At 70.5% G+C, this 24,898-nt stretch carries 22 protein-coding genes, 2 tRNA genes and 1 pseudogene; 5 read left to right on the top strand and 20 right to left on the bottom strand.

Annotated elements, in window-relative coordinates; translation table 11 throughout:
• Positions 1 to 55 precede the first annotated feature (55 nt).
• The 8 genes from rseP to rpsB all read right to left on the bottom strand — a co-directional run bounded on the left by rseP (position 56) and on the right by rpsB (position 7,421).
• The gene (gene rseP, locus QM772_RS16295) at positions 56 to 1,432 is read right to left on the bottom strand and encodes an RIP metalloprotease RseP (RefSeq protein ID WP_415138291.1); all 1,377 of its coding nucleotides are present in this window, start codon (positions 1,430 to 1,432) and stop codon (positions 56 to 58) included.
• A gap of 31 nt (positions 1,433 to 1,463) precedes the next feature.
• On the bottom strand, positions 1,464 to 2,660 hold the full coding sequence (locus QM772_RS16290; RefSeq protein ID WP_415138289.1) for a 1-deoxy-D-xylulose-5-phosphate reductoisomerase: 1,197 nt from the start codon (positions 2,658 to 2,660) through the stop codon (positions 1,464 to 1,466).
• On the bottom strand, positions 2,657 to 3,514 hold the full coding sequence (locus tag QM772_RS16285; RefSeq protein WP_415138287.1) for a phosphatidate cytidylyltransferase: 858 nt from the start codon (positions 3,512 to 3,514) through the stop codon (positions 2,657 to 2,659). Before QM772_RS16285 ends, QM772_RS16290 begins: the two co-directional genes overlap by 4 nt.
• A gap of 6 nt (positions 3,515 to 3,520) precedes the next feature.
• Positions 3,521 to 4,249, bottom strand: coding sequence for a polyprenyl diphosphate synthase (uppS, locus tag QM772_RS16280; protein WP_415138285.1), 729 nt, complete (start codon positions 4,247 to 4,249; stop codon positions 3,521 to 3,523).
• 38 nt (positions 4,250 to 4,287) lie between these two features.
• The gene (gene frr, locus QM772_RS16275; protein ID WP_415138283.1) at positions 4,288 to 4,848 is read right to left on the bottom strand and encodes a ribosome recycling factor; all 561 of its coding nucleotides are present in this window, start codon (positions 4,846 to 4,848) and stop codon (positions 4,288 to 4,290) included.
• Between the two features lie 29 nt (positions 4,849 to 4,877).
• Entirely contained in the window at positions 4,878 to 5,600 is a 723-nt protein-coding gene (gene pyrH, locus QM772_RS16270; RefSeq protein ID WP_415138281.1) for a UMP kinase, read from the bottom strand.
• A 51-nt stretch (positions 5,601 to 5,651) separates the two neighbouring features.
• Positions 5,652 to 6,545, bottom strand: a complete 894-nt coding sequence (tsf, locus tag QM772_RS16265) for a translation elongation factor Ts (RefSeq protein WP_415138279.1) — start codon at positions 6,543 to 6,545, stop codon at positions 5,652 to 5,654.
• A 120-nt stretch (positions 6,546 to 6,665) separates the two neighbouring features.
• Positions 6,666 to 7,421, bottom strand: a complete 756-nt coding sequence (gene rpsB, locus QM772_RS16260) for a 30S ribosomal protein S2 (RefSeq protein ID WP_415138277.1) — start codon at positions 7,419 to 7,421, stop codon at positions 6,666 to 6,668.
• Positions 7,422 to 7,611: 190 nt separating this feature from the next.
• Here rpsB and QM772_RS16255 point away from each other — a divergent pair, with 190 nt between their 5' ends.
• Positions 7,612 to 8,862: a D-amino acid dehydrogenase gene (locus QM772_RS16255; protein ID WP_415138275.1), complete on the top strand. Its 1,251-nt coding sequence runs from the start codon at positions 7,612 to 7,614 to the stop codon at positions 8,860 to 8,862.
• A 19-nt stretch (positions 8,863 to 8,881) separates the two neighbouring features.
• Here QM772_RS16255 and QM772_RS16250 read toward each other — a convergent pair whose 3' ends face one another.
• Complete coding sequence (locus QM772_RS16250; RefSeq protein ID WP_415138273.1) at positions 8,882 to 9,607, bottom strand: aspartate/glutamate racemase family protein; 726 nt, start codon at positions 9,605 to 9,607, stop codon at positions 8,882 to 8,884.
• A gap of 40 nt (positions 9,608 to 9,647) precedes the next feature.
• On the opposite strand from QM772_RS16250, the gene QM772_RS16245 reads away from it, so the two are divergent.
• On the top strand, positions 9,648 to 11,171 hold the full coding sequence (locus QM772_RS16245) for an NAD(P)H-hydrate dehydratase (protein WP_415139632.1): 1,524 nt from the start codon (positions 9,648 to 9,650) through the stop codon (positions 11,169 to 11,171).
• A gap of 2 nt (positions 11,172 to 11,173) precedes the next feature.
• On the opposite strand, the gene QM772_RS16240 is transcribed toward QM772_RS16245, so the two are convergent.
• Together QM772_RS16240 and rnr are read right to left on the bottom strand one after the other, a co-directional pair.
• Positions 11,174 to 11,935 carry an SDR family oxidoreductase gene (locus tag QM772_RS16240; RefSeq protein WP_415138271.1) on the bottom strand — a complete coding sequence of 254 codons (762 nt, stop codon included), beginning with the start codon at positions 11,933 to 11,935 and terminating at the stop codon, positions 11,174 to 11,176.
• 80 nt (positions 11,936 to 12,015) lie between these two features.
• Positions 12,016 to 14,286, bottom strand: coding sequence for a ribonuclease R (gene rnr / locus QM772_RS16235; RefSeq protein WP_415139630.1), 2,271 nt, complete (start codon positions 14,284 to 14,286; stop codon positions 12,016 to 12,018).
• 48 nt (positions 14,287 to 14,334) lie between these two features.
• Between rnr and QM772_RS16230 the strand changes: the two genes are divergently transcribed.
• Positions 14,335 to 14,419 (top strand) — tRNA-Leu (locus tag QM772_RS16230).
• 119 nt (positions 14,420 to 14,538) lie between these two features.
• Here QM772_RS16230 and rimO read toward each other — a convergent pair.
• The 7 genes and pseudogenes from rimO to QM772_RS16195 all read right to left on the bottom strand — a co-directional run bounded on the left by rimO (position 14,539) and on the right by QM772_RS16195 (position 21,128).
• Positions 14,539 to 15,963, bottom strand: coding sequence for a 30S ribosomal protein S12 methylthiotransferase RimO (rimO, locus tag QM772_RS16225; protein WP_415138269.1), 1,425 nt, complete (start codon positions 15,961 to 15,963; stop codon positions 14,539 to 14,541).
• A 43-nt stretch (positions 15,964 to 16,006) separates the two neighbouring features.
• Entirely contained in the window at positions 16,007 to 16,561 is a 555-nt protein-coding gene (gene phaR, locus QM772_RS16220) for a polyhydroxyalkanoate synthesis repressor PhaR (RefSeq protein ID WP_415138267.1), read from the bottom strand.
• Between the two features lie 123 nt (positions 16,562 to 16,684).
• A tRNA-Val gene (locus QM772_RS16215) sits at positions 16,685 to 16,761 on the bottom strand.
• A gap of 32 nt (positions 16,762 to 16,793) precedes the next feature.
• Positions 16,794 to 18,990, bottom strand: a pseudogene (locus QM772_RS16210) (RelA/SpoT family protein).
• Positions 18,987 to 19,922 (bottom strand): alpha/beta fold hydrolase, encoded by a 936-nt coding sequence (locus QM772_RS16205; RefSeq protein ID WP_415138265.1) that lies wholly within the window; start codon positions 19,920 to 19,922, stop codon positions 18,987 to 18,989. The pseudogene QM772_RS16210 and the gene QM772_RS16205 overlap by 4 nt, the downstream one beginning before the upstream one ends.
• 133 nt (positions 19,923 to 20,055) lie before the next feature.
• Positions 20,056 to 20,760, bottom strand: coding sequence for an SIMPL domain-containing protein (locus QM772_RS16200; RefSeq protein WP_415138263.1), 705 nt, complete (start codon positions 20,758 to 20,760; stop codon positions 20,056 to 20,058).
• A 59-nt stretch (positions 20,761 to 20,819) separates the two neighbouring features.
• Entirely contained in the window at positions 20,820 to 21,128 is a 309-nt protein-coding gene (locus tag QM772_RS16195) for a hypothetical protein (RefSeq protein WP_415138261.1), read from the bottom strand.
• A 170-nt stretch (positions 21,129 to 21,298) separates the two neighbouring features.
• Between QM772_RS16195 and ompR the strand changes: the two genes are divergently transcribed.
• A complete protein-coding gene (gene ompR / locus QM772_RS16190; protein ID WP_415138259.1) occupies positions 21,299 to 22,030 on the top strand; it encodes a two-component system response regulator OmpR in 732 nt (243 codons plus the stop codon).
• 86 nt (positions 22,031 to 22,116) lie between these two features.
• The gene (locus QM772_RS16185; RefSeq protein ID WP_415139628.1) at positions 22,117 to 23,520 is read left to right on the top strand and encodes an ATP-binding protein; all 1,404 of its coding nucleotides are present in this window, start codon (positions 22,117 to 22,119) and stop codon (positions 23,518 to 23,520) included.
• Positions 23,521 to 23,569: 49 nt separating this feature from the next.
• On the opposite strand, the gene ispF is transcribed toward QM772_RS16185, so the two are convergent.
• Both ispF and ispD read right to left on the bottom strand, forming a co-directional pair.
• On the bottom strand, positions 23,570 to 24,052 hold the full coding sequence (gene ispF / locus QM772_RS16180; protein ID WP_415138257.1) for a 2-C-methyl-D-erythritol 2,4-cyclodiphosphate synthase: 483 nt from the start codon (positions 24,050 to 24,052) through the stop codon (positions 23,570 to 23,572).
• Complete coding sequence (gene ispD, locus QM772_RS16175; protein WP_415138255.1) at positions 24,049 to 24,849, bottom strand: 2-C-methyl-D-erythritol 4-phosphate cytidylyltransferase; 801 nt, start codon at positions 24,847 to 24,849, stop codon at positions 24,049 to 24,051. Before ispD ends, ispF begins: the two co-directional genes overlap by 4 nt.
• Positions 24,850 to 24,898 lie beyond the last annotated feature (49 nt).

Here is a 24,898-nt window from a genome sequence, read left to right as displayed (position 1 = left end):
AGTGCTGAGAGAAGCGCGGCCCGGCAGGCCGCCAGAACGAACCGAAGCGAAGCGATCAGCCCCAACGGCTCGCGACGTCGTTGAACATCGCGATGGCCATCATGGCCAGCAGCAGGGTCATGCCCATGTACTGCAGTCGCTCGAGCCACACACCAGCAACGGGCTTGCCCGTCACCGCCTCCCAAAGATAATACATCAGGTGCCCCCCATCGAGGACCGGCACGGGCAACAGGTTGAGCACCCCCAGGCTGACGCTGATGAAGGCCAGAAAGCCCAGGTAATAGGTCAGGCCCAGCGCGGCCGACTTGCCGGCGTAATCGGCGATGGCGATGGGGCCGCTCAGGTTCCTCAGCGACAGCTCGCCCACCAGCATGCGGCCCAGCAGTTTGAGCGACAGCGCCGACACCTCCCACACGCGCTCGGCGCCGGCCCACAGGCCGTCCATCAGGCCCCGCCGCACCGTGACCATGTCCGGCGCGCCGCCCACCAGGGCGCCGATGCGACCGACGCGCTGGCCCTTGTCCTCGGCCTGATCGGGCTGCACCTCCACCTGGAGTACCCGACCGTCGCGCTCGATGCGCCACGCCGCCGCCAACGGCTGGCCTTGCGCACCCGAGCCGCGGATGAGCTCGCGCAGCTGCTGCCCGTCCTGCACCGGCGTGCCGCCGACCTGCTGCACCACGTCGCCCGCCCGCAGCCCCGCGCGCTCGGCCGCGCCGCCCGGCATGACCTCGCCGATCACCGGCTGGCTGAGCGGCGAGACGATGCCGATGGCGCGGAACAGCCGCGCATCGGGATCGTGCGTGGCCAGCGCGGTCAGGGGCAGGGTCACCTCCGCCAGGCGGCCGTTGGAGGCGCGCGCCACCTCCAGCACCACGTCCTGGCTGTCCAGCGCGCCGCGCGTCAGGATCCAGCGCAAGCCCTCGAACGAGGCCACCGGCGCCAGTTCGTCGCCCGCCAGCGCGGCGCGCTGCACGGTATCGCCGCCCTGCAGGCCCGCCCGCTCGGCCAGGGAGCCGGCCACCGGCGGCGAGAGCACGGCGCGCGGCTCGTCCACGCCGATCCAGTTGACGGCCGCGTAGAGCAGCACCGCCAGCAGCAGGTTGGCCACCGGGCCGGCGGCGACGACGAGCGCGCGCGTCGTCAGCGTCTGGGTGTTGAAGGCCAGGTGCCGCTCTTCCTCGGGCACGGGCGCTTCGCGCTCGTCCAGCATCTTGACGTAGCCGCCGAAGGGAATGGCGCCGATGACGAACTCGGTGTCCTGCCCCGGCCGCTGGCGGCGCGGCTTCCAGCGCAAGAGGGTGCGGCCGAAGCCGACCGAGAAGCGCAGCACCTTCACGCCGCGCGCCACCGCCATGCGGTAGTGCCCCCATTCGTGCACGGCGATCAGCAGCCCCAAGGCAACGACGAAGGCGATCAGGGTGAGCAGCATGCGTCTATGGTTCTGGCCAGGGGCAAAAAGTTCAGCGCGCCATCGCCTGCACCGCAGCATGCGCGGCGGCGCGGGCGCGCGCGTCCAGTTCCAGCAGCGCGGGCACGTCGTCCGGCGCGCCGGGCTGCACGCCGCCCAGCGTGGCAAGGTTGACGTGGTGGATCTGGTCGAAGCGGATGCGGCGCTCCAGGAAGGCCGCCACCGCCACCTCGTTGGCGGCGTTCAGCACCGCGCAGCTGCCAGGCGCGGCGGCCAGCGCCTCCCAAGCCAGGGCCAGGCCGGGGTAGCGCGCGCGGTGGCCGTCGGCGTCGATGGGCTCGAAGCTCAGGTCCTGAAGGGCGCGAAAGTCGAGCGCGGCGGCGCCGGACTCGATGCGCTCGGGCCAGGCCAGCCCGTAGGCGATCGGCACGCGCATGTCCGGCGTGCCGAGCTGGGCCACCACCGATGTGTCGCGGTACTGCACCATCGAGTGGATCACGCTCTGCGGATGGATCACCACCTCCAACTGCCCGGGCGCCACGCCGAACAGATAGCGGGCTTCGATCACTTCCAGCGCCTTGTTCATCATGGTGGCCGAATCGACCGAGATCTTGCGGCCCATCACCCAATTGGGGTGCGCGCAGGCTTCTTCCGGCGTGACCTCGCACAGCGACGAAGGCGCGCGAGTGCGGAATGGCCCGCCCGAAGCGGTGAGGATGATGCGATCGATGCGCGCCGCCCAGGTGGCCGGGTCGTCGGGCAGCGACTGGAAGATGGCCGAGTGCTCGCTGTCGATGGGCAGCAGCGTCGCGCCGCCCTCGCGCACGGCGCGCAGGAACACCTCGCCGCCGACCACCAGCGCCTCCTTGTTGGCCAGCAGCAGGCGCTTGCCCGCGCGCGCCGCGGCAATGCAGGGCGCCAGACCGGCGGCGCCGACGATGGCCGCCATGACGACGTCCACCTCACCCCAGGAAGCTATGCTTTCAATAGCTGCTGGCGCTTGCTCCACCTGCGTTGGAAGCCCTTTTTGCTTGATTTTCTCGGCCAGCTCGGCGGCGTGCGCGGGGTTGGCCATGACGGCCACGCGCGGGCGGAAGCGCTCGCACTGCGCCAGCATCGCATCGACCTGGGTGGCGGCCGTCAGCGCCACCACCTCGAAGCGCTCCGGGTGGCGCGCCGCCACGTCCAGCGTGTTGGCGCCGATCGAGCCGGTGGACCCCAGCACCGCCAGCCGCAGCGGGCGCGTCATGCCTGCCCCACCGTGACCAGCATCATCGCCAGCGGCAGCGTGGGCAGCAGCGCGTCGATGCGGTCCAGCACGCCGCCGTGGCCGGGCAGCAGCTGGCTGGAGTCCTTCATGCCGGCGGCGCGCTTGACCAGCGATTCGTTGAGGTCGCCCACCACGCTCATCGCCGCCAGGAACAGCACGCCCGGCACCAGCAGCCACCAGCCGCCTTGCAGCAGGCGGGTGTACAGGCTGGCGCTGTCCATGCCGTAGCGTCCGTCGAGCCAAATCCACACGGCGGCGACGACCAGCACGCCCACCATGCCGCCCCACACGCCCTCCCAGCTCTTGCCGGGGCTGATGCTCGGGGCCAGCCTGCGGCCGCCCGTCAGCCGGCCGCCGAGCGCGCGGCCGGCGAAATACGCGAACACGTCGGCCGCCCAGACCAGGAACAGCACCGAAAGCAGGAAGTTGATGCCGATGCGCCGCGCCTGCGCCATCGCCAGCCAGGCCAGGCAGAGCCCGCCGACGCCGATCAGCCAGCGCAGCCCGCGCGGCACCTGCGGCCAGCCCGCCACGCCGCGTCCCAGCAGCCAGGCGCCGCCCAACACCCACGCCGCCGCAACAGCCAGCCACAGTCCCGGCAGCGGCTGCTCGACGGCGCCGAACCACCACAGGCCAGCGCACACCACGGCGCACAGCAGACCAGTGGCCAGCGCACCGGCGCCGGGCACGCCGTTCAGCCGCGCCCACTCCCATGCGGCGGCGGCGATGGCCACCAGCGTCAGGCCGATGAAGGGCGCGGGCGAGGCGGCGAACAGCGCCGCCAGCAGCACGGCCAGCAGCACCAGGGCGGTGATGACGCGTTGCAGCAGCATGAACGGTCAGTGCGCGGCGACGCGCACCACCTGCTCCGAGGTCTGGCCGAAGCGGCGCTCGCGCGCGGCGAAGTCGGCCAGGGCCTCGTCCAGCGCGGCCTCGTCGAAGTCGGGCCACAGCCGGTCGCTGAAAACCAGCTCGCTGTACGCGCACTGCCACAGCAGGAAGTTGCTGATGCGCCGCTCGCCGCCGGTGCGGATCAGCAGGTCGGGGTCGGGCACGTGGGCCAGCGCCATCGCGCCGGACAGCGAAGCCTCGGTGATCGGCTCGCCCGCCGCCGCCAGCCGCGCCGCGGCCTGGGCGATGTCCCAGCGGCCGCCGTAGTTGAGGCAGACGTTCAGCACCATCCGCGTGTTGTCAGCCGTCTGGCCTTCGGCCTGCGCCAGGTCGCGCCGCAGCCGCTCGGACAGCGCGGCGCGGTCGCCGACGAAGTGCACGCGGATGCCGCCCTGGCGCAGTTCGGGCACTTCGCGCGCCAGCGCCTTGCCCAGCAGATCCATCAGGCCGCTGACCTCCTCCTCGGGCCGGTTCCAGTTCTCGGACGAGAAGGCGAACACCGTGAGCACCTGCACGCCGCGCTCGGCGCAGGCGCGGATGCAGCGGCGCAGCGACTCCACGCCCTGCCGGTGGCCGGCGATGCGCGGCAGGAAACGACGCTTGGCCCAGCGGCCGTTGCCGTCCATCACGATGGCGACGTGGCGCGGCGGCGCGGACGGGATGGGTGCTTTCGCCATGCGCGGAAAGCGAACCGTACGAAGGCGAGGCGTGAGCCTCAGACCTCCATGATGTCCTTTTCCTTCGAAGCCACCAGCGCATCGATCTCGGCGATGTGCTTGTCGGTGGCCTTCTGGATCTCGGCCTCGGAGCGCTTCTGGTCGTCCTCGGTGGCTTCCTTGTCCTTGACCAGCTTCTTGATCGCCTCGTTGGCGTCGCGGCGCAGGTTGCGGATGGCGATCTTGGCCTGCTCGCCCTCCTGACGCACCACCTTGGTCATCTCCTTGCGGCGCTCCTCGCTCATGGGCGGCATGGGCACGCGGATCAGGTCGCCCATGCTGGCGGGGTTCAGGCCCAGCTCGCTCTCGCGGATGGCCTTCTCGATCTTGGCACCCATGCCCTTTTCCCACGGCTGCACGCTGATGGTGCGCGCGTCCAGCAGCGACACGTTGGCCACCTGCGACAGCGGCACGTGGTTGCCGTAGTACTCGACGTGGATGGTGTCCAGAAGCGCCGGATTGGCGCGGCCGGTGCGGATCTTGGTCAGGTTGCTCTTGAAGGCGGCGATGGACTGGTCCATCTTGGCCTGCGCGTTCTTCTTGATGTCGGCAATCGTCATGTCAAAGCTCCTTCACGAGACCCGCGGGCTCAGGCGTGCACCAGCGTGCCTTCGTCGGCGCCCAGCACCACGCTCTTCAGCGCGCCGGGCTTGAAGATCGAGAACACCCTGATCGGCAGCTTCTGGTCGCGGCACAGCGCGAAGGCGGTGGCATCCATGATGCCCAGGTTGCGCGTCATCGCCTCGTCGAACGTCAGCTTGGCGTAGCGCGTGGCCTGGAGATCCTTCTTGGGGTCGGCGGTGTACACGCCATCCACCTTGGTGGCCTTGAGCACCAGCTCGGCGCCGATCTCGGCGCCGCGCAGCGCGGCGGCGGTGTCGGTGGTGAAGAACGGGTTGCCGGTGCCGGCCGCGAACACCACCACCTTGCCTTCTTCCAGGTATTGCAGCGCCTTGGGCCGCACGTAGGGCTCGACCACCTGCTCGATGGCGATGGCCGACATCACGCGCGCCGTCAGGCCCTGGTGGTTCATGGCGTCGGCCAGCGCCAGCGCGTTCATCACCGTGGCCAGCATGCCCATGTAGTCGGCGGTGGCGCGGTCCATGCCGGCCGAGCCGCCCGCCACACCGCGGAAGATGTTGCCGCCGCCGATCACCACCGCCACCTGCACACCCATGCGCGTGACCTCGGCGACCTCGCCCACGATGCGCTCGATGGTCGCCCGGTTGATGCCGAAGGCATCGTCGCCCATCAGGGCTTCGCCGGAGAGTTTGAGCAGGATGCGCCGGTGGGCGGGCTTGGCTTTGGTCATCGGCAGGTGTCTGGGCAGTGGCGGCGGACGGAGTTTAACGGCGCAGGGCGATCAAGCCTTGCCCTGAGCCGCCGCGACCTGCGCAGCCACCTCGGCAGCGAAATCGTCGGCCTTCTTCTCGATGCCCTCGCCCACCACGTACAGCGTGAAGCCCAGCACCTTGGTGTTCTTTTCCTTCAGCATCTGCTCGACGGTCTGCTTGTCGTTCTTGACGAAGGGCTGGTTGAACAGCGACACCTCCTTGAGGTATTTCTGCACCGCGCCCTCGATCATCTTGGCGGCGATGTCAGCCGGCTTGCCGGACTCGGCCGCCTTGGCGGTGGCCACGCTGCGCTCGGTTTCCACCAGTTCGGCAGGCACGTCGGCGGCGGTCAGCGCCTTGGGCTTCATGGCGGCCACGTGCATGGCCACGTCCTTGGCGGCCACCTCGTCGCCTTCGTATTCCACCAGCACGCCGATGCGCGTGCCGTGCAGGTAGCTGGCCAGCTTGCCGCCGCCGGCCTTGCGCGCGAAGCGGCGCAGGCTCATGTTCTCGCCGATCTTGCCGATCAGGCCCGTGCGCACGCCTTCCAGCGTGGGGCCGTAGCCGTCCTGCTCGTAAGGCAGCGCGGCCAGCGCAGCCACGTCGGCCGGGTTCTGCTCGGCCGCCAGGCGGGCGGCGGCCTGGGCCATGGCCAGGAACATCTCGTTCTTGGTGACGAAGTCGGTCTCGCAGTTGACCTCGACCATGGCGCCGGCGCTGCCGTCGATGTGGGCGGCGATCACGCCCTCGGCAGTGACGCGGCTGGCGGCCTTGCCGGCCTTGGTGCCCAGCTTGACGCGCAGAACCTCCTCGGCCTTGGCCATGTCGCCATCGGCCTCGGTCAGCGCCTTCTTGCACTCCATCATGGGGGCGTCGGTCTTGGCGCGCAGTTCGGCGACCATGCTTGCGGTGATTGCTGCCATGTCTTGTTTACTCCGTATCTGGTGTTCGTGGCCGGGCCGAAGCCCGTGCCAGAAAAAAATTGAAAAAAGGGGCGGTGGCGCCCCTTTGCTGCCAGCCGCACGGGGCGGCTGCGGGCGCCGTCAGGCGGCAGTTTCGTCCTGCACTTCGACGAACTCGTCGTCGCCCTCGGCCTGCACGGCCTTGACCACGTCGTTCACGGCATTGGCCTTGCCTTCCAGGATGGCGTCGGCCATGCCGCGCGCATACAGCACCACGGCCTTGGCCGAGTCATCGTTGCCGGGGATGACGTAGTCGATGCCGTCCGGGTTGTGGTTGGAATCGACCACGCCGATCAGCGGAATGCCCAGCTTCTTGGCCTCGGACACGGCGATCTTGTGGTAGCCCACGTCGATGACGAAGATGGCGTCGGGCAGCGCGGTCATGTCCTGGATGCCGCCGATGTCGCGCTCCAGCTTGTCCATCTCGCGCGTGAACATGAGCTGCTCCTTCTTGCTCATGCTCTCCAGGCCGGCTTCCTGCTGGGCCTTCATCTCCTTCAGGCGCTTGAGCGAGGTCTTGACGGTCTTGAAGTTGGTCAGCATGCCGCCCAGCCAGCGCTGCTCGACGAAGGGCATGCCGCAGCGGCGCGCTTCCTCGGCCACGATCTCGCGCGCCTGGCGCTTGGTGCCGACGAACATGATGTTGCCGCGGTTGGCCGCCAACTGCTTGGCGAACTTCTGCGCCTCCTGGAACATCGGCAGCGATTTTTCCAGGTTGATGATGTGGATCTTGTTGCGATGGCCGAAGATGAAGGGGGCCATCTTGGGGTTCCAGAAGCGCGTCTGGTGACCGAAGTGGACACCGGCTTCCAGCATTTGACGCATGGTCACGGACATGGGAAGTACCTTTGCAAGGTTGGGTCTAAAATCCGGCCCGCCCATCGCCACCAAAGACCTGTGAAGGCTGAGTGGCGACACCTCGTAGGGGCCGGTTTGCGATTTGTCTTGCCGCGCCGGGAATCCTTGTCAGGCCCTTCAGGCAGCAAAACCCGAAGATTTTAGCACGCCCCGCAAGCCCCGCCTTCTCATGAACATCGCCATCCTCGGCGCCGGCATCGTCGGCGTGACCACGGCCTACGAACTGGCCGCCGACGGCCACCAGGTCACCGTGTTCGAGCGCCACGCCACCGTCGCCGAAGGCGCCAGCTTCGCCAACGCCGGCGTGGTGGCGCCCGGCTACGTCACGCCCTGGGCCGCGCCCGGCATGCCCGGCAAGGTGCTGGGCCATCTGCTGGCGCGCCATGCGCCGGTGCGCATCGCGCGCCCGCTGGCCGCCGCCGACCTGGGCTGGATGCGCCGCTGGCTGCGCGCCTGCGACGCCGCCGCCTACGCCGCCAACCGCGCCCGGCTGCAACGCCTGGCCTTCTACAGCCGCCAGCGCCTGCACCAGGTGGCCGCGCGCATGGCCTACGACTTCGACCGCGGCGAGGGCTACATGGTGCTGCTGCGCAGCGAGAACGACCGCCGCATGGTGCAGCCCGGCCTGGCCGTGCTGCGCGAGCTGGGCGTGCCCTTCCACGAGATCAGCGGCGACGAAGCGCGCCAGATCGAGCCCGCGCTGCACCCCGGCACCCCGCTGGCCGGCGCCATCCATCTGCCGCAGGACGAGGTGGGCAACTGCCGGCAGTTCGCCCTGATCCTGCGCGACGCGGCCGAGGCGCTGGGCGCGCGCTTCATGTTCAATACGCCCGTGGCGCGCGTGGATCAAGCGCAGGCAGCTACGCTTTACATAGCTGGCGACCCCGCGCCACAGCGCTTCGACGCGGTGGTGGTGTGCGCGGGCGTGCAGTCGGCCGCGCTGCTGCGGCCGCTGGGCATCCACCTGCCGCTGCGGCCGGTGTACGGCTACTCGATCAGCGCCCACATCCCCGAGCCGGTGCACGCGCCGCGCAGCGGCGTGATGGACGAGCGCTACAAGGTCGCCATCACGCGCATGGGCCAGCGTGTGCGCGTGGCCGGCTCGGCCGAAATCGGCGGCCATCCCGATGCCGTGAACGACGCCGCCGTGCGCACGCTCTACAAGGTGCTGAACGACTGGTTCCCGGCCGCCGGACGCCTGTCCAGCGGCGTGCAGGTGTGGAAGGGCGCGCGCCCGATGCTGCCCGACGGCCCGCCGATCATCGGCGCCAGCGGCGTCCCCGGCCTGTGGCTGAACCTGGGGCACGGCTCCAGCGGCTGGGCGCTGTCCTGCGGGTCGGCGCGGGTGATGGCCGACCTGGTGGCCGGGCGCGAGCCGGCCATCGACACCGAGGGCCTGGGCCTGGAGCGCCTGCGCTGAGCCGGCGCTGTGGCCGCTTTCAGCAGGACATTCCTGCCAGCGCCCGATCCAGCGCCGCGCGCGCCAACAGGCGGGTCGAGTCGAGCGTCGGCAGCGCGGCGTTGGCGTCGCTCAGGACGAGCGGAATCTCCGTGCAGCCCAGGATCACCGCATCGCATCCGACATCCCGGAAGTGCTCCACCACCGACTGGAAGTACCGGACCGTGGCGAATTCGATGCGGCCGGGCACCAGTTCGTCCATGATGCGCCGGCCCATCTCCAGCCGCTGCGCTTCGGTCGGCCGCACGCAGTCGATGCCGCGCGCCGCCAGCGCTGCCGGGTAGACATCGCTGGCCACCAGCCAGGCGGTGCCCGTCAGCCCGACGCGGCGCAAACCCCGACGCAGCGCTTCTTCCGCCACCACCTCCGCGATATGCAGCCAAGGCAAGGGCGAAGCCTCGCGCACACGGTCGAATGCCGCGTGCACCGTGTTGTCGGGGCAGATCAGGAATTCGGCGCCTGCCGCCTGCAACCGGCGCGCGGAGTCGAGCATCAACGCCGCCACGCCGTCCAGATCGCCCCGTTCGAGGCATTGCACGTAGTCCTGGAGTGAAGGGGTGTGCATCGACACGGGCGGATGCCGGTGCTCGCCCAGCCGTGCCGCGCCTTCCGCGCACAGCGTGCGGTAGCACAGGGCGGCGCCCTCTGCCGAGCAGCCAACGATGCCCACGTGCAGAGGGGCGGCCAGAGAGGCGCAGAGTGTCATGCGATGAATCCGATCATGAGCGGACAATCATCCCATGCCCATGCTGCTCGACCCGACCATCCGCCACCCCTTGTATGACGTGGCCGCCACGCGGCGATGGGAGGCGCGCGCCGCTGCCGAACTCCCGCCGCACACACTAATGCAGCGCGCGGGTCTGGCCACCGCGCGGCTGGCGCTGGCGCTGGCGCCGCATGCGCGCACCGTCTGGATCGCCTGCGGGCCGGGCAACAACGGCGGCGACGGGCTGGAGGCTGCGATGCATCTGCGCCGCTGGGGCCTGGACCCGGTGGTGACCTGGCTCGGCAGCCCGGAACGAGCGCCGGCCGACGCGCGGGCGTCGTGGCAGCGCGCGCATGACGCGGGCGTGTGCTTCGCCGACGAACCGCCTGTGCTGCAAGCGCAAGACCTGTGCATCGACGCCCTGCTGGGCATCGGCGCCGCACGCGCGCCGGACGGGCGCATGGCCGAATGGCTGCGCCTGCTGCATGCAGGTCCGGCGCCAGTGCTGGCGGTGGACCTGCCCACCGGGCTGGATGCCGATACCGGCGCGTTTCACGAAGATACTACAAATAAAATAGCTGCTGGCGCCCGCCCCACCTGCCCTGGAGGCCAAAAAGGCTTTGAATCCCGCACCGCACCGCGCCACACCCTCAGCCTGCTCACGCGCAAGCCCGGCCTGTTCACCGCGCAGGGCCGCGACGCCTGCGGGCAGGTCTGGTTCGACGATTTGGGCGTAGCGCCCGACGAGCCGCCCACGGCCTGGCTGAGCGGCGCGCCCACACCGGCACCTCGACCGCACGCCAGCCACAAGGGCAGCTTCGGCGACGTAGCGGTGATCGGCGGCGAGGCCCTGGAGAGCGGCAGCGCCATGAACGGCGCGGCCCTGCTGGCCGCCAGCGCGGCGCTGCACGGCGGCGCGGGGCGGGTCTACGTCGCGCTGCTGGGCATGCCCGAACTGCGCTGCGACGTGGCGCAGCCCGAGCTGATGTTTCGGCGCGCCGAGGCGCTGCCGTTGGATGCCCTTACCGTGGTCTGCGGCTGCGGCGGCGGCGCATCGGTGAAGGCGCAACTGCCCCGCGTGTTGCAAGAAGCGCCGCGCCTGGTGCTGGACGCCGACGCGCTGAACGCACTGGCCGGCGACGACGCGCTGGCCGCCCGCCTGCGCGAACGCGCCGCGCGCGGCCAAGCCACGGTGCTGACGCCACACCCGCTGGAAGCCGCGCGCCTGCTGGGCATCGGCGCGGCGGACGTGCAGCAGGGCCGCCTCGCTGCCGCACGTGCACTGGCCGACCGGTTCCAGGCCGTGGCCGTACTCAAGGGCTCGGGCACCGTCATCGCGGCGCCCGGCCAAACGCCGCACATCAACCCCACGGGCAACGCGCGCCTGAGCACCGCCGGCACGGGCGACGTGCTGGCCGGGCTGATCGGCGCGCGGCTGGCGGCCGGCCTGGTGGCGTTCGAGGCGGCCTGCGCCGGCGTGTACCAGCACGGCGCGGCGGCGGACACGTGGAACGAAGGCCGCGCGTTCACCGCCGGCGCACTGGCGCGGGCCTTGTCGCCTTAGCCTCAGCCCCGCCCCACCAAGGGCATCTTGGTCGCCATCACTGTGTGGAACAGCACGTTGGCCTCCAGCGGCAGGTTGGCCATGTAGAGCACCGATTGGCCGACGATATTCACGTCCATCACCGGCTCCACCGCGATCTCGCCGTTGGCCTGCGGCACGCCCCGGGTAAAGGCCGCCGCCAGCTCGGTGAGCGCGTTGCCCACGTCGATCTGGCCGACGGCGATGTCGTACTTGCGCCCGTCGAGCGCGGCCGTCTTGGTCAGGCCCGCCACGGCGTGCTTGGTGGCGGTGTAGGCGGCGGAGTTGGGGCGCGGCGCGTGCACCGAGATGGAGCCATTGTTGATGATCCGCCCGCCGCGCGGCGTCTGTGCCTTCATGGTGCGGAAGGCCTGTTGCAGGCCATAGAACATGCCGTTCAGGTTGACATCGACCACGCCGCGCCACTGCTCCGCCGTCCAGTCCTCGAACGGGCCGGGGGGGTTGCCGATGCCCGCGTTGTTGAACAGCAGATCGACGCGACCGTACGCCGCCACGGCGCGCTCGAACAGCGCCGCCACCGCCGCCGGATCGGTCACGTCGGTGGGCACGGCCAGCACGCGCTCACCTGCGGCACTGGCCTGCGCCGTCTCATGCAGCGGCTCGGGCCGGCGGCCGGCCAGCACCACGCGCCAGCCGTCGCCCAGCAGGGCCAGCGCCGCCGCGCGGCCGATGCCGGTGCCGGCGCCGGTGACCACGGCGACGCGGGAAGAAGCTGGGTTGCTCATGCGCGATTCCTTTATAAGAAAAGTGCCTACAGCGCCCGTCCAGCAAGCGCCAGCAGCTATCTAAACCATAGTAAGGCGACTCACCGGCGCGGCTTGTTGCTCTTCTTGACCTTGGCTGCGGCGTTCTTGACGGCCGAGCGCAGCGCCTGGATGGGCGAAGGGCGCGCGCCCTCGCCTTCCTGGCGCGCCTGGCGCTCCTGGCGTTGTTTGCGCGCGGCGCGCTTGTCCGAGGCCTTGGCCGGCTGGCCGCGCTCGCCGGCCGGCGCCGCGCCCTTGTCGCGTTGAGCGCGCGATATCAGCTCGCCGCCCTCGTCCACCAGCCGGAAGTCGATCTTGCGCCCGTCCAGGTCCACGCGGCTGACCTGCACCCGCACCTTCGTGCCGATGGCGTAGCGGATGCCGGTGCGCTCGCCGCGCAGTTCCTGCCGCACCTCGTCGAAGCGGAAGTACTCGCCGCCCAGCTCGGTGATGTGCACCAGGCCTTCGACGTACATGTCCTGCAAGGTGACGAACAGGCCGAAGCTGGTCACCCCGCTCACGGTGCCGGCGTATTCCTCGCCCAGGTGCTCCTTCATGTACTTGCACTTGAGCCAGGCCTCGACATCGCGGCTGGCCTCGTCGGCGCGGCGCTCGTTGGCGCTGCAATGCAGGCCGGCGGCCTCCCAGGCCTGCATCTCGGGCGACAGGCGGGCGGCGGGCGAATCGGGGTCGCGCCCGCGCGCGGCGCTGTTCTTCTGCAACCTGACCTTGAGCTTCTCGTGCGCCTCGCCGGGCGTGGGCAGCGCCGGCAGGCGGTACTTCTGCTTGCCCAGGATGGCCTTGATGACGCGGTGCACCAGCAGGTCGGGGTAGCGCCGGATGGGGCTGGTGAAGTGCGTGTACGCCTCGTAGGCCAGGCCGAAGTGGCCGCTGTTGACGGGCGTGTAGATGGCCTGGCTCATGGAGCGCAGCAGCATCATGTGGATCTGCTCGGCATCGGGCCGGTCCTTGGTGGCCTCGGCGATGCGCTGGAACTCGGCCGGCTCGGGCGTCTCGCTGATCGTCAGGCCCAGGCCCAGCGCCTTCAGGTAGGCGCGCAGCAGATCCTGCTTCTCGGGCGTGGGACCCTCGTGCACGCGGTACAGGCCGGGCTGCCGGCCCTGTTGCAAAAAGTCGGCGCTGCACACGTTGGCGGCCAGCATGCATTCCTCGATCAGGCGGTGCGCGTCGTTGCGCGTGCGCGGCACGATCTTCTCGATGTGGCCCGACTCGTCGCAGACGATCTGCGTCTCCACCGTGTCGAAGTCCACCGCGCCGCGCGTCGCGCGGCCCTTGAGCAGGGCGCCGAACACGTCGTGCAGGTTCAGCAGATCGGGCACGCGCGCCTTGCGGCGTGCCGCCTCGGGTCCGCGCGTGTTGGCCAGGATGGCCGCCACCTCGGTGTAGGTGAAGCGGGCGTGGCTGTGCATCACCGCCGGGTAGAACTGGTAGGCCGCCACCTCGCCCTGGGCCGACACCAGCATGTCGCACACCATGCACAGGCGGTCCACGTCGGGGTTGAGCGAGCACAGGCCGTTGCTCAGCTTCTCGGGCAGCATGGGGATCACGCGGCGCGGGAAGTAGACGCTGGTGGCGCGGTCGTAGGCGTCGATGTCGATCGGGCTGCCGGTGCGCACGTAGTGGCTGACGTCGGCGATGGCCACCAGCAGGCGCCAGCCGTTGGGCTTCTTGCCGCGGCCGCTGACGACGGCGGGCTCGCAGTACACCGCGTCGTCGAAGTCGCGCGCATCCTCGCCGTCGATGGTGACCAGGGGCACGTCGGTCAGGTCCACGCGGCCCTGGTGGTCTTCGGCGCGCACGGCGTCGGGCAGCGCACGCGCCTCGCCGATGGCGGCCTGCGAGAACTCGTGCGGCACGCCGTACTTGCGCACGGCGATCTCGATCTCCATGCCGGGGTCGTCGATCTCGCCCAGCACCTCCTTCACGCGGCCCACGGGCTGGCCGTAGAGCGCCGGCGGCTCGGTCAACTCGACCACCACCACCTGGCCCGGCCTGGCGGCGCCGATGGCGGCCTTGGGCACCAGCACGTCCTGGCCGTAGCGCTTGTCCTCGGGAGCGACGAGCCAGATGCCGCCTTCATTCAGCAGGCGGCCGATGATCGGGTGCGGCGGGCGCTCCACGATCTCCAGCACGCGCCCCTCGGGACGGCCGCGCCGGTCGTGGCGCACGATGCGCACCTTGACGCGGTCGCGGTGCAGCACCGCGCGCATCTCGTTGGGCGGCAGGTAGATGTCGGGCTGGCCGTCGTCGCGCGCCACGAAGCCGTGGCCGTCGCGGTGGCCTTGCACCGTGCCTTCGATTTCATCCAGCAGGCTGCTGGAAATGTCTGAATTTTTGATATAGAATCCTTGGTTCCTGATGCCCAGGTGGCGGAATTGGTAGACGCACTAGTTTCAGGTACTAGCGCCGAGAGGCGTGGAGGTTCGAGTCCTCTCTTGGGCACCAACAAATGCATGCAACGGGTTTGAGGTTATCAGACACGCTGCTTCGAAAAGCCACCTCCGGGTGGCTTTTTTCTTGCCTCATCGTTAAACGGGCAAGGCCACGAGATCGTGGCCCCTTCATCACACCGGCAAGGCCACGAGATCGTGGCCTTGCGTGCCCACGATGCGCGCACGCGTGAACTCGCCTACTTTCAGCGTCTTGCTGATCTTCTCCGGCGGCAGCAGCTGCACGGTGCCGTCGATCTCGGGCGCGTCGGCGTAGCTGCGCCCCACCCCGCCGCGCCGGCCCAGCGCGGGCGCGGAATCGACCAGCACTTGCATGGTGGCGCCGATGCGCTCGCGCAGCTTGGCGGTGGACACCTCCTCGGCCACGGCCATGAAGCGCGCGCGGCGCTCCTCGCGCAGCGCGGGCGGCAGCATGCCGGGCAGGTCGTTGGCGGTGGCGCCCTCGACCGGCGAGTAGGCGAAGCAGCCGGCGCGGTCGATGCGCGCGGCGCGCACGAAGTCGAGCAGGTGCTCGAACTCTTCTTCCGTCTCGCCCGGGAAGCCGGCGATGAAGGTGGAGCGGACCACGATCTCGGGGCACACCTCGCGCCAGCGCGCGATGCGCTCCAGGTTCTTCTCGCCGCTGGCCGGGCGCTTCATGCGGCGCAGCACGTCGGGGTGGCTGTGCTGCAAGGGCACGTCGAGGTAGGGCAGCACGCGCCCTTCGGCCATCAGCGGCAGGATCTCGTCCACGTGCGGATACGGGTAGACGTAGTGCAGCCGTACCCAGGCGCCGTGCGGCTCGGCCAGGTCGGCGAGTTGCTGCACCAGCTCCAGCAGGCGGGTCTTGACGGGGCGACCGTCCCAGAAGCCGGTGCGGTACTTCACGTCCACACCGTAGGCCGAGGTGTCCTGGCTGATGACCAGCAGTTCCTTCACGCCGCCCTCGAACAGCGCGCGCGCCTCCCTCAGCACGTCGCCGATCGGGCGGCTCACCAGGTCGCCGCGCATCGAGGGGATGATGCAGAAGGTGCAGCGGTGGTTGCAGCCCTCGCTGATCTTCAGGTAGGCGTAGTGGCGCGGCGTGAGCTTCAGCCCCACCTCGCCGAAGGCGCCAGGCACCAGGTCGATGAACGGGTCGTGCGGCTTGGGGCAGTGCTGGTGCACCGCGTCCATCACTTCCTGCGTGGCGTGCGGGCCGGTGACGGCCAGCACCGAAGGGTGCAGGTGCCTGACCAGATTTTCAGAGTCTTTTTGGCCTCCAGCGCCCGCTCCATCTGCGCTGACAGCTATCGTTTTTGCACCAAGGCAACCGGTGACGATGACCTTGCCGTTGACGGCCAGCGCCTCGCCGATGGTGTCCAGGCTTTCCTTCACGGCTTCGTCGATGAAGCCGCAGGTGTTGACGATGACCAGGTCCGCGCCCTCGAAGGTCTTGCTGGTCTGGTAGCCCTCGGCGGAAAGCTGAGTGAGGATGAGTTCGGAGTCGGTCAGCGCCTTGGGGCAACCCAGGCTGACGAAGCCGACGCGCGGAGGCGCCATCGTGGTGGTGTCGTTCATGTTCAAAAAATCGGTGCCCCATAGCCCGGGGCGGCGCGCACGTTCAGCGCTTGACGCCGAACGCGCCCAGCACCTGCTCGGTCTGGCGCGTCATCTGTTCCTGCATCTGCAGGAACATGTTCTTGCTTTGCTCCAGGTAGCTGCCCATCATGCCCTGCATCATGGGCGACTGCATGTGCATCAACTGGGTCCACATCTCCGGCGTCAGCCCCTGCGACTGCTCGGCCAGCTTGGCCTGGATCTCCATGAACGCCTGGACGTTCTTCTCCAGATACGAGCCCATGAAACCCTGCATCGCGTGGCCGTAGAAGCGGATGATGTTGGCCAGCACCGCCTCGGTGAACATCGGCGCGCCGCCGGCCTCTTCTTCCAGGATGATCTGCAAGAGGATGCTGCGCGTCAGATCCTCGCCGGTCTTGGCGTCGCGCACCGTGAAGGGCGTGCGCTTCATTACCAGTTCGCGCACCTCGGCCAGCGTGACGTAGGCCGAGCTTTCCGTGTCGTAGAGCCGGCGGTTGGGGTACTTCTTGATGACCCGCCGCGAAGGCTTGCCCTTGGATTCGCCGGCGGCGGGCGCCGGGGTTCTGGTACGGCTCATGCGTCTCGATGCTCGTGGGCTGCTGCGGTGCAACCGATTCTAGGCTGCCGCAAGGGCGGCCCTGGGCATGGCTTACCCCGAGGGCAGCGCGGCCTGGAAACCGAGCAGGAAAACGAAAGGAATTGGTAGGCGCGATTGGACTCGAACCAACGACCCCCACCATGTCAAGGTGGTGCTCTAACCAGCTGAGCTACGCGCCTGCACGAAGATTCGAGCCCGCGACTATAGCAGATCAGCGTCGGCGGGCGACCCGCACACCAGCCACGTCCTTCACCATGCCCAGCACCTGCGCCAGCCGGCGCGTGTCGCTCACCTCGACGGTGAAGGTCATCCACGCCCAGCCCTTGACGGACTGCGTCTGCACGCCGATGACGTTCATCTTCTCGCGCGCGAACACGTCGGAGATGTCGCGCAGCAGGCCCTGGCGGTCCACCGCCTCCACCGCCACGTCCACCGGGTAGGCGGGCGCGTGGCCGGTGGCGGGCTGGCTCCAGTCCACGTCGATCACGCGCTCGGGCTCGCGCGCCAGCAGCTCGCGGAAGGCCGGGCAGTCGCGCCGGTGCACGCTGACGCCGCGCCCGCGCGTGACGTAGCCGGCGATCTCGTCCGGCGGCGCCGGTTTGCAGCAGCGCGCCGTCTGCGTCAGCAGCGAGTCCAGCCCCACCACCAGCACGCCGCCCGCGCCGCCGCCGCCGCGCGGCTTGCGCAGCAGCACCTGCGCGTCGGCATCGGGCGCCGGCGCGGGCGGGTGCAGCACGGCCTCGATGCTGCGCAGGGAGAGCTCGTCCTTGCCCACGGTTTCGAACAGCGCGTCGGCGGTCTTGAAGCCCAGCTCGCCCGCCAGGTGCTCCAGCGACACAGCGGTGCGGCCCTCGCGCTGCAAGAGTTTCTCGACCATCTCGCGGCCGCGGGCGACGTTCTCGCGCACGTGCTGGGCGTTGAACCAGGCGCGCACCTTGGTCCTGGCGCGCGACGAGGCCAGGTAGCCCAGGTCGGCGTTGAGCCAGTCGCGCGAGGGCCCCCCCTCCTTGGCGGCGACGATCTCCACCGTCTGGCCGTTCGCCAGCAGCGTGTTCAGCGGCACCATGGCGCCGTCGACGCGCGCGCCGCGGCAGCGGTGGCCCAGGTCGGTGTGCACGCTGTAGGCGAAGTCCACCGGCGTGGCGCCGGCGGGCAGCTCGACGATGGAAGCCTCGGGCGTCAGCACGTAGATGCGGTCGTCGAACAGGCCGACGTGCGCGCTGCCGCCGGAGAGGTCACGCTCCCAGGCCAGCAGTTGCCGCAGCACGGCGATCTTGGCGTCGTAGCCGCTGGCGGCGGACACGCCGGCGTAGCCCTTGGTGCCGGCCTCCTTGTAAGCCCAGTGCGCGGCCACGCCGTGCTCGGCGTGCTGGTGCATCTGGTGCGTGCGGATCTCGGATCTCCCAGGCCTTGCCGTCCTCGTCGCGCACCACGCTGTGCAGCGACTGGTAGCCGTTGACCTTGGGCCGGGCGACGTAGTCGTCGAACTCGCCCGCCACCTGGGTGTAGCGCTGGTGCACCCAGCCGAGCGCGGCGTAGCACTCGTCCACCGTGTCCACCAGCACGCGCAGCGCGCGCACGTCGAACACCTGGCCGAAGTCCAGCCCCTTGCCGCGCATCTTGCGCACGATGCTGCTGATGTGCTTGGGCCGGCCGCTGACGGCGGCGTTCAGCCCCTGGGCGCGCAGCGCCTGCTCGATCTCGGCGCGGCGCTGCTCCAGCGCGGCCTCGCGCTCGACGCGCTTTTCCTCCAGCAACGAGGCGACCAGCTTGTAGGTGTCGGGCTCCTGGAAGCGGAAGACCAGGTCTTCCATCTCCCACTTGATCTGCCAGATGCCCAGCCGGTTGGCCAGCGGGGCGAACACCTCGTGCGACTCGCGCAGCAGCCCCGGCGTGGGCGGCCGGCGCACGGCGGCGCAGTGGCGCAGCGTCTGCAGGCGCGAGGCCAGGCGCAGCAGCACCACGCGCAGGTCGCGGCTGAAGGCCAGCAGCATCTTGCGCACGAACTCGGTCTGCTGGCCGGCCAGCTCGGAATCGGCCGCGTGGTTCTGCCGGCGGGCGCGCGAGCGCTTCTGCACCGCCTCCAGCTTGTGGGTTTCCAGCGCCAGCCGGGCGAAGCTCTCGCCGAAGGCCTTGCCGATCACCTCGTCCGGGCGGCTGAGCTGGCCGCAGGCGTAGCTGAGGTACACCGCCGCCTGGATGGCCTCGGAGCCGCCGATCTCGGCCAGGATGTCGGCCGCCGCGTCGGCATGGGCCAGCACGCCTTCGCCGGAGCTGGTGGTCTCGCCGCTGATCAGCGGCTCGGCGAAGGCGCGCGCGCGCTGGCGGATGCCGGGCGCGTCCGCCGGGCCGGCGGCATCGGTCAGGCGCTGGGCAGGCGCCGCGTCGAGAGCCGACGGAGCGCTCATGACAGGGCTGCCCCCCTCTCTGAAGGCAACAGAAAGTCCAGCACCGCGCGCACCTGGTCCGCCGCCACCAGCGTGGGCGCGTGGCCGACGCCGGCGAACTCCACCACAGCGGCGCGCGGGCCGCGCTCGCCCATCGCCGCCGCGGTGGCCGCGGACAACAGGTCGGAGTCGGCGCCGCGCAGCACCAGCGTCTCGGCCCGCACCTGGTCGTAGAGCTGCCACAGCGCGGCCTCGCCCTGCGCCGTGGCCTCGCGCGTCATCGTCGCGTAGGGCACGGCGATGGCCGGGTCGTAGTGCAGGCGCCAGCCGCCTTCGGGCAGGGCGCGCAGCATGGGGCGCGACAGGGCCATCCACTCGGCGTCGGTGTGCGGGCCGAAGCCCTGCGACACCGCGCGCAGCGCGGCGGCGGCTTCTTCCACGGTGGCGAAGGTGCCGGCCTTGCCCAGGTACTGGCCGATGCGCGCCAGCGCTGCCCATTCGATGGCGGGGCCGACGTCGTTCAGCACCAGCCGCCGGATGGGCGCCGGCAGCGGCAGCCCGGGCGCGCCGGCCAGCGTCAGGCCGATCAGCCCACCCATGCTGGTGCCGACCCAGTCGAGCGGGCCGATGGCGGCCTGCCGGTGCAGCGCGCCCAGCATCGCCAGCATGTCGGCCGCGTAGGTGGGGAACTGGTAGCCCATCGGGTCGGGAAGCCAGTCGCTCTCGCCCCGGCCCGCCACGTCGGGGCAGGCCACGCGCAGCGGCCGGCCCTGCCCGGCGGCGCGGGCCAGCAGCGCGCGGGCCAGCACGTCGAAGTCGCGGCCCTGCCGCGACAGACCGTGCGCACACACCACCAGGTGCGGCGCCCGCGCGTCGCCCCACTGCCACCAGGCCATGCGGTGACCGCCGGCGGCGTCGGGGCAGGTGACGTGGTGCAGGGTCGGCGCGGTCATGTCGGCTTGGGAATGGTTGACCCGGCCATCGTAAGACAAAGCCCGCGCGGCTGCGTGCGCCAAGGGATTGCTATATTATTAATAGCTTCCCGCGCTCTACCAGCAAGCGCTGGAGGCCGATTTGACCCTTGACTCACTGAGCCTGGACGGAGCCCGAGACCGTGACCTCGACCACCGATTGGCCCGGCTCGAGCTGCACCGGCGCGTCGGCCGACAGCGTGCTGGCAGCCTGGGCCCTGGCGTACATGCGCACCTCCGGCACGCCGCTGCTGCTGATGCTGACCTCGCGCAGCGTGTAGCCGCCGAAGCCGAACGCCTTGGCGATCTCGGCCGCCTTGGCCTTGAAGCGCTCGATGGCCTGCGCCTGGGCCTCGCCCTCGACGCGGGCGCGCTGCTCGCGGCTCAGGCCGAACGCCAGGCTGCCGATGGTCATCGACGAGGCGCGCGCGGCGGCCTGGGTGATGCGCGGAAAGTCGCGCCCCTCCAGCACCACCTCGACGCGGCCCTGCCAGCCGCCGATCTTGCCGTCGCGGCCGTAGCGCGGATGCACGCCGAAGCCGCCACTGCGCACGTCCATCTGCTGCGGCTGCGCGGTCTTGCGCGCCTCGGCCAACGCCGCGTCCACGGCCTCGCGCAGCTCGGCCTGCACGCCGGCGGCGTCGGCGCCCTCGCGCGTGGCGGCGAGCGTCAGCGTCAGCAGATCCTGCCGCACCTCCACCTGGCCGCTGGCCGACAGTTGCAGCACGTTCCGCGGCGGGGCGATGGCGGCAGGCTGGGCGACGGCGGCGCCGCACGCGGCAGCGGCCAGGCAGGCGGTCAGGGCAAGGCGAGGTTTCATGCGACGGAGGAGGATGGGGCGCCGCCCGACCAGGCGGCGCGGGAGGGCATTGTGCGGCTTCAGCGCTGCGCCGACTGCTCGCCGACGGACGGCGCCGCGTCGGGCCGGTCCCAGGCGCGCCGCACCTGGATGCGCAGCTCCTGCAGCTCGGCCGAGGTCAGCCGCCGGTCGGGCGGCGAGGGCATGGCGTCACGCTGGCGGTGATGCGCCTCGATGGCCTGCCAGAGCGCGCTGCGCACGGCCGCTGCGCGGTCGCTCGCGCCGGCCGGGCCGGCCTCGGCGGCCTCGCCGCTGGCCTGCGCCCAAACTGCCGCCGGCAGCACCGCCGCGGCGAGCAATCCGCAGCGAAGAAAGACGTTGAACTTCATGATCTTCACTCAACGCGCGACCATCGCACAGTCGGCGCGCACTTGCGCGCCGCAGGCCCCCAACAGCGGGCAAAAGATGTAACACGGTGAAAAGCCGAGGGGGCCAACCCCAACTTCCCGGGGATTCCGCGATCACAATGGCTCTGTTACAAATTGGACCAAGGACTTCAATGAACCAGGCAGCCAACCGTACCGACAAGATCGTCGTCGTGGACGACGATGCGCGCATCCGCGACCTGTTGCGCCGCTACCTGACGCAGGAGGGCTTCGAGGTCATCGCCGCCGAGGACGCCAAGGCCCTCTCGCGCACGCTGCTGCGCGACACCGTGGACCTGATCGTGCTCGACCTGATGATGCCCGGCGAGGATGGCCTGTCGGTGTGCCGCCGCCTGCGCGCCGCTGGCGACAAGACGCCCATCATCATGCTGACGGCCAAGGGCGAGGACGTGGACCGCATCGTCGGCCTGGAAGTCGGCGCCGACGACTACCTGGGCAAGCCTTTCAACCCGCGCGAGCTGCTGGCGCGCATCCACGCCGTGCTGCGCCGCCGCCCGCCGCAGGAGGCGCCGGGCGCGCCGTCGGCCGAGAACGAATCGGTCGGCTTCGGCCCCTTCCAGTTCGACCTGGGCGCGCGCTCGCTGCACAAGAACGGCGAGGAGATCCCGCTGACCACCGGCGAGTTCGCCATGCTGAAGGCGCTGGTGCGCCATCCGCGCCAGCCGCTGTCGCGCGAGAAGCTGGCGCAGCTGGCGCGCGGGCGCGAGTTCGAGCCCTTCGACCGCAGCCTGGACGTGCAGGTCTCGCGCCTGCGCAAGCTGATCGAGCAGGACGCCTCCAGCCCCAGGTACATCCAGACCGTGTGGGGCGTGGGCTACGTCTTCGTGCCCGACGGCGCCAGTTGACGCCGCGCCCCGAGGCCGCGCGCGCGGCCTCCGACTTCGACACCGAAGAGTCCACGCCGACCGTGCGGGCCGAGCTGCCCGACTCGATGAACGCCGCGCTGGAGCAGGAGGCCGAGCAGGCCAGCCGCCGCCGGCCGTTCGGCTTCAGCCTGTTCTGGCGCACCTTCTTCCTGATCGGGCTGCTGCTGCTGGGCTCCTCCATCGGCTGGTACCAGCTGTTCCGCACGCTCGAATACGAGCCGCGCGTGATCGACAACGCGCGCCAGGTGGCCTCGCTGGTCAACCTCTCGCGCGCGGCGCTGATCCACTCCGACGCCATCGCGCGCATCTCGCTCATCAAGACGCTGGCCGACCAGGAGAAGGTGCGCATCCTGCCGCACGAGCCGGGCGACAAGTTCGACCTGTTCACCCAGACCGAGCTGGAGCGCCGCATGAGCGGCGAGCTGATCGCGCGCCTGGGCCCCGGCACCGTGGTGGCCGGCAGCGTCAACGGCGAGACCGGGCTGTGGGTGGGCTTCTCGATCGAGGGCGACTCGTACTGGCTGCTGATGGACCGCTCGCGCATCGGCGCGCTGCTGGGCGGCGGCGCCTGGCTGCTGTGGCTGGCCACGCTGGGCGCGCTGTCGCTGCTCGGCGCGGCGGCGCTGGCGCGGCTGATCAACCAGCCGCTGCGCAAGCTCTCGGTCGCCGCCGCGCGCGTGCGCGAGGGCGACTACCAGGAGCGGCTGGACGAGAACGCCCGCGCGCGCGAGATCCGCGAGGTCAACGTCGGTTTCAACCGCATGGCCGGCCAGCTCTCAAAAATAGAGCGCGACCGCGCCGAGATGCTGGCCGGCATCTCGCACGATTTGCGCACGCCGCTGGCGCGCCTGCGCCTGGAGACCGAGATGAGCGTGCCCGACCCCGAGGCGCGCGAGCTGATGGCGGCCGACATCGCGCAGGTGGACACCATCATCGAGAAGTTCCTCGACTACGCGCGGCCCGACCACGCCGACCTGCAGGTGCTGCCGCTGGCCGATCTGGCGCGCGCCTGCGCCCAGCCCTTCATGGCGCGCGAGGACATGCAGGTGCAGATCGACATCGCGCCCGAGCTGCGCGTGGTGGGCGACGAGATCGAGCTCTCGCGCGTGCTGGGCAACCTGCTGGAGAACGCGCGCCGCTACGGCCGCACGCCCGGCACCGAAATCACGCGGGTGCGCATGGCCGCCACCGTGCGCGAGCAGACGGTGACGCTGCGCGTGCGCGACCACGGCCCCGGCGTGCCGCCCGAACTGCTGGCCAACCTGACGCGGCCCTTCTACCGCGGCGACAGCGCGCGCACCGCGGCCACCGGCACCGGGCTGGGCCTGGCCATCGTCGCCAAGGTGGTGCACAACATGGGCGGCGTGCTGGAGTTCGGCAACAGCCCCAGCGGCGGCCTGATGGCGCTGATCCGCCTGCCGCTGGCGGTGGAGCAGCCGGCCCCGCCGGGGCGCCGGAAGAAGCGCTGAGATTTCAAGCCAAATCGGCCTGTAGTGCCCGCCAGTCAAGCGCCAGCAGCTATTTTAACAATAGCACCACCGCGCGCGCCTCGATGCTGGCGCCCTGCCCCACCGGCCCCAGCCGCTCGGCCGTCTTGGCCTTGACGTTGACCTGCGCGGCGCCAATGCCCAGCACGTCGGCGATGCGCTGCACCATGGCCGGGATGTGCGGCGCCAGCTTCGGCGCCTGCGCGACAACGGTGCTGTCCACGTTGCCCACGCGCCAGCCGGCCTCGCCCACGCGGCGCGCGGCCTCGGCCAGCAGCGCGGCCGAGTCGGCGCCCTTGAAGCGCGCGTCGGTATCGGGAAAGTGCCGCCCGATGTCGCCCAGCCCGGCCGCGCCCAGCAGCGCGTCGGTGACGGCATGCAGCAGCACGTCGGCGTCGGAATGGCCCAGCAGGCCGTGCGTGTGCGGGATACGCACGCCGCCGATCACCAGCGGGCGGCCGGGCACCAGGGCGTGCACGTCCCAGCCTTCGCCGATGCGGAAGTTGCAACTCATTTCTCTCGGCTCCCCAAAGTGCCCCCACGCTCCGCTGCTTCGCATGCTGCGCTGCCCCCCAGGGGGGCCTTCGCGCCTTCGGGCGGCCGGGCAGCGCTCAAGACGGCTTCGGCCAGCGCGAAGTCCTCTGGATAGGTGACTTTGATGTTCCGCGCGCTGCCGCGCACCAGCAGCGGCTGAAGGCCCGCCGCCTCGACCGCGCTCGCCTCGTCGGTGATGCCGGCAAAGCCCGTGGCGGCGCGCTCGGCCAGCGCACCGTGCAGCAGGCCCAGGCGGAACATCTGCGGCGTCTGCGCCAGCCATTTGTGGTCGCGGTCGATGGTGGCGGCCGCGCGGCCGCCGTGCTCGGCCTTGAGCGTATCGGGCAGCGGCAGCGCCAGCAGGCCGCCCACGGCGTCGGGCAGGCAGGCGTCGATCAGCGCGTCGATCTGCGCGGGCGTGACCAGGCAGCGCGCGGCGTCGTGCACCAGCACCCAGTCGCCGTCGCGCGCGCCCTGCGCGCGCAGCGTGGCCAGGCCATTGAAAACGCTCTCGGCGCGCGTCACGCCACCGCAGGCAGCTATCGAAACGGAAGCATCCGCCGCCAGTACCTCATCGCCCGGCGCCACCACCACCAGCACGCGGGCGATGCGCGGCACCGCCGCGAACGCCGCCAGCGTGTGGCGCACCATCGGCACGCCGGCCACGGGCTGGTACTGCTTGGGCACCGCGGTGCCCGCGCGCGAGCCGCTGCCGGCGCAGGGCAGCAGGGCAAAGCAGCGGGGCGGGCGCGTCGTCGGGTTCACTATGCTAATCATAGCTGCCAGCGCTTGCCGGATAAGCGCTGGAGGGCTATTTTGTTCATAA

Source organism: Ottowia sp. (assembly GCF_047601385.1).
In the GTDB taxonomy this organism is placed as follows: domain Bacteria; phylum Pseudomonadota; class Gammaproteobacteria; order Burkholderiales; family Burkholderiaceae_C; genus Ottowia.
The sequence above is the reverse complement of the archived record's forward strand: the minus strand, read 5'-3'. Positions and strand labels throughout refer to the sequence as shown.